General features: G+C 53.7%; 3 protein-coding genes. 2 read left to right on the top strand and 1 reads right to left on the bottom strand.

Going from position 1 to position 2,644, the window contains the following annotated elements; genetic code table 11:
• Positions 1-199 (bottom strand): transposase (locus BLQ24_RS09890; RefSeq protein ID WP_143004296.1); only part of this gene is annotated, 199 nt, incomplete at its 3' end.
• A gap of 241 nt (positions 200-440) precedes the next feature.
• Between BLQ24_RS09890 and greA the strand changes: the two genes are divergently transcribed.
• Both greA and lysS read left to right on the top strand, forming a co-directional pair.
• Positions 441-920: a transcription elongation factor GreA gene (greA, locus tag BLQ24_RS09895; protein ID WP_090164755.1), complete on the top strand. Its 480-nt coding sequence runs from the start codon at positions 441-443 to the stop codon at positions 918-920.
• 29 nt (positions 921-949) lie between these two features.
• Positions 950-2,503: a lysine--tRNA ligase gene (gene lysS, locus BLQ24_RS09900; RefSeq protein WP_090164756.1), complete on the top strand. Its 1,554-nt coding sequence runs from the start codon at positions 950-952 to the stop codon at positions 2,501-2,503.
• Positions 2,504-2,644 lie beyond the last annotated feature (141 nt).

Here is a 2,644-nt window from a genome sequence, read left to right on the forward strand (position 1 = left end):
CAGGTCTATGAGATTTATCTCTTAGAGAGTCTTTGGTTCCGTCAAACCGCTTATTCCATCGCATCAGCGATGCTTTGGATATATGGTATCTCCGGCAGACGAACTGCACGGAATTTCCGCTGCGGTAAAGCTTTACTGCATAAAATCTGGTTTCAATAGTGTGGGGCAAATAGCGCTGTGAATGTGTTATACTTTTCATGGCGATTGAGTGTCCTTTCGTTAGCTATGATTTGTGGTAAAACCATTCTAACGGACTCAATCGCTTTTTTCTATTCCAGAGGTCTCACATCTATTGTAAAGCTACAGTTTCCCCGCGCCGTGCTGTATCCGCGAATTGACAAAGCCGAACGGGAAAGTATATAATATTTTGTCACGTTCTGTACGGGGAACGGAACATGGGAGGCAGCCCGAAGCGCTGCCGGAAGGAGATAGGGAGAATTATGGCTGATGAAGTTTTGCTGACCCAGGAAGGGTATGACAAACTGGTAGAAGAGAGAGACGAGCTGGTTTCCGTCAGACGGAAGGAAGTTGCCGCCAGACTGAAGGAAGCGATTTCCTACGGAGACCTTTCCGAGAACGCCGAATATGATGCCGCGAAGAATGAGCAGGCGGAACTGGAAGCCCGGATCGAGAAGGTCGAGGCGATGATCCGCAATGCGAAGATCATCCGGGAGACTGAAATGTCCGGTGATGTGGCGACGGTGGGCCTGAAGGTGGAAGTACTGGATCATGACCGGAACGAAACCAGCTGGTTCGAACTGGTGGGTTCCACGGAGACTGATCCGTTCGCAGAGCCGCCGAAGATTTCCAACGACTCTATGGTGGGCAGAAGCCTGATCGGACACAAGGTCGGAGATGAACTGGAGATTCCGGTACCGGACGGCCTGCTTCATTATCAGATCATGCAGATATCGAAATAACGAATTGAGAACGGGAGGAGTTCAGCAGAATGAGTACAGACAACCAGAATACGAAGGGTAACGCCGCACCGGAAGGACAGGCCTACGCCGAAGATGTTTCGGAACAGAGACAGATCAGACGGGAGAAGCTGAAGGCGCTGCAGGAAGCGGGCAGGAACCCGTTCCTTCAGGAAACATGGGATGTGACGGCCCACAGCCGGGACATCAAGGACAACTATGTCGCCATGGAGGGTGAGGAGGTTTCCATCGCCGGCCGTATCATGACCAAGCGGGTCATGGGTAAGGCTTCCTTCTTCGATATTCAGGATAAGCAGGGAAGAATTCAGTGCTACGTGAAGAGGGACGAGATCGGCACGGAAGAATACAAGTGGTTCAAGACCTATGACATCGGTGATATCGTCGGCATCCGGGGCATTGTCTTCAAGACACGTACAGAAGAAATTTCTGTCCACGTGCATGAACTGGTTCTGCTGACCAAGTCCATCCAGGTGCTCCCGGACAAGTGGAGCGGACTGAAGGACCCGGATCTGAGATACCGGGAGCGTTATGTGGACCTGATCATGAACGAGAAGGTCAGAGACACCTTCATCAAGCGGGCGAAGATCGAGCATGAAATCCGCCGGGTTCTGGAAGAGGACTACGGCTTCCTGGAAGTCACCACACCGACACTGGCGACCATCGCCGGCGGCGGAAATGCCCGTCCGTTCATCACCCACCACAACACGCTGGACATCGACATGTACCTGCGCATCGCCACGGAACTGTACCTGAAGCGCTGCATTGTCGGCGGCCTGGACCGGGTCTATGAAATGGGAAAGGTTTTCCGGAACGAGGGCATGGACCAGCGTCATAACCCGGAATTCACTTCCATGGAATGCTACATGGCCTACGGCAACCTGGAAAGCGTCATGGACGTGGTGGAGCAGATCGTATATAAGTGTCAGATGGCGGTGAACGGCACGCCGATCATCAGCTATCAGGGAAAAGAATTCGACGTGACACCGCCTTGGAACCGTCTGGATATGACCGACGGCGTGAAGCAGATCACCGGCATTGATTTCCACAAGATCGATTCCGATGAGGATGCCCGCCGGGCGGCCATCGACTACGGCATGGATCCGGAAGCGGTGAAGGACTGGACCCGCGGCAAGATCATCGCCGAGATGTTCGAGGACTACTGCGAAGATGCTCCGGGCCTTCTGGACGGCCGTATCCCGGTATTCGTCACCGGCCATCCGGTGGAAGTTTCCCCGCTGGCGAAGCGGGATCCGGAAGATCCGCGCATCACACGCCGGTTCGAGGTGTACATCAACGGCTGGGAAGTGGGCAACGCCTTCTCCGAGCTGAATGACCCGATCGACCAGTATGAGCGGTTCGCAGAGCAGCAGAGAGAGCTGGATCTGGGACTGGATGACGAGGCCCATCCGATGGACCGGGATTTCGTCAACGCCCTGGAAGTCGGCATGCCGCCGACAGGAGGCCTGGGCATCGGCGTCGACCGTCTCGTGATGCTGCTGACCGATGAGCCGTCGATCCGGGACGTGATCCTGTTCCCGACCATGAAGCCGCTCACCAGCGAGTAGTGTAGGAAGAGAAAGAAACAGAAAAAATATTGACCCCCGGCGGGATTTGATATGCTCCCTTTATGAGAGACAGTGAAAAACAAAATCGCTGTTAATCATGAAGGGAGTTTTAAAATGGGTAGAAAAAATAGGAAGATATCT

The sequence above is a fragment of the Eubacterium pyruvativorans genome (assembly GCF_900102225.1).
GTDB classification, from domain to species: Bacteria; Bacillota; Clostridia; order Peptostreptococcales; family Anaerovoracaceae; genus Aminicella; species Aminicella pyruvativorans.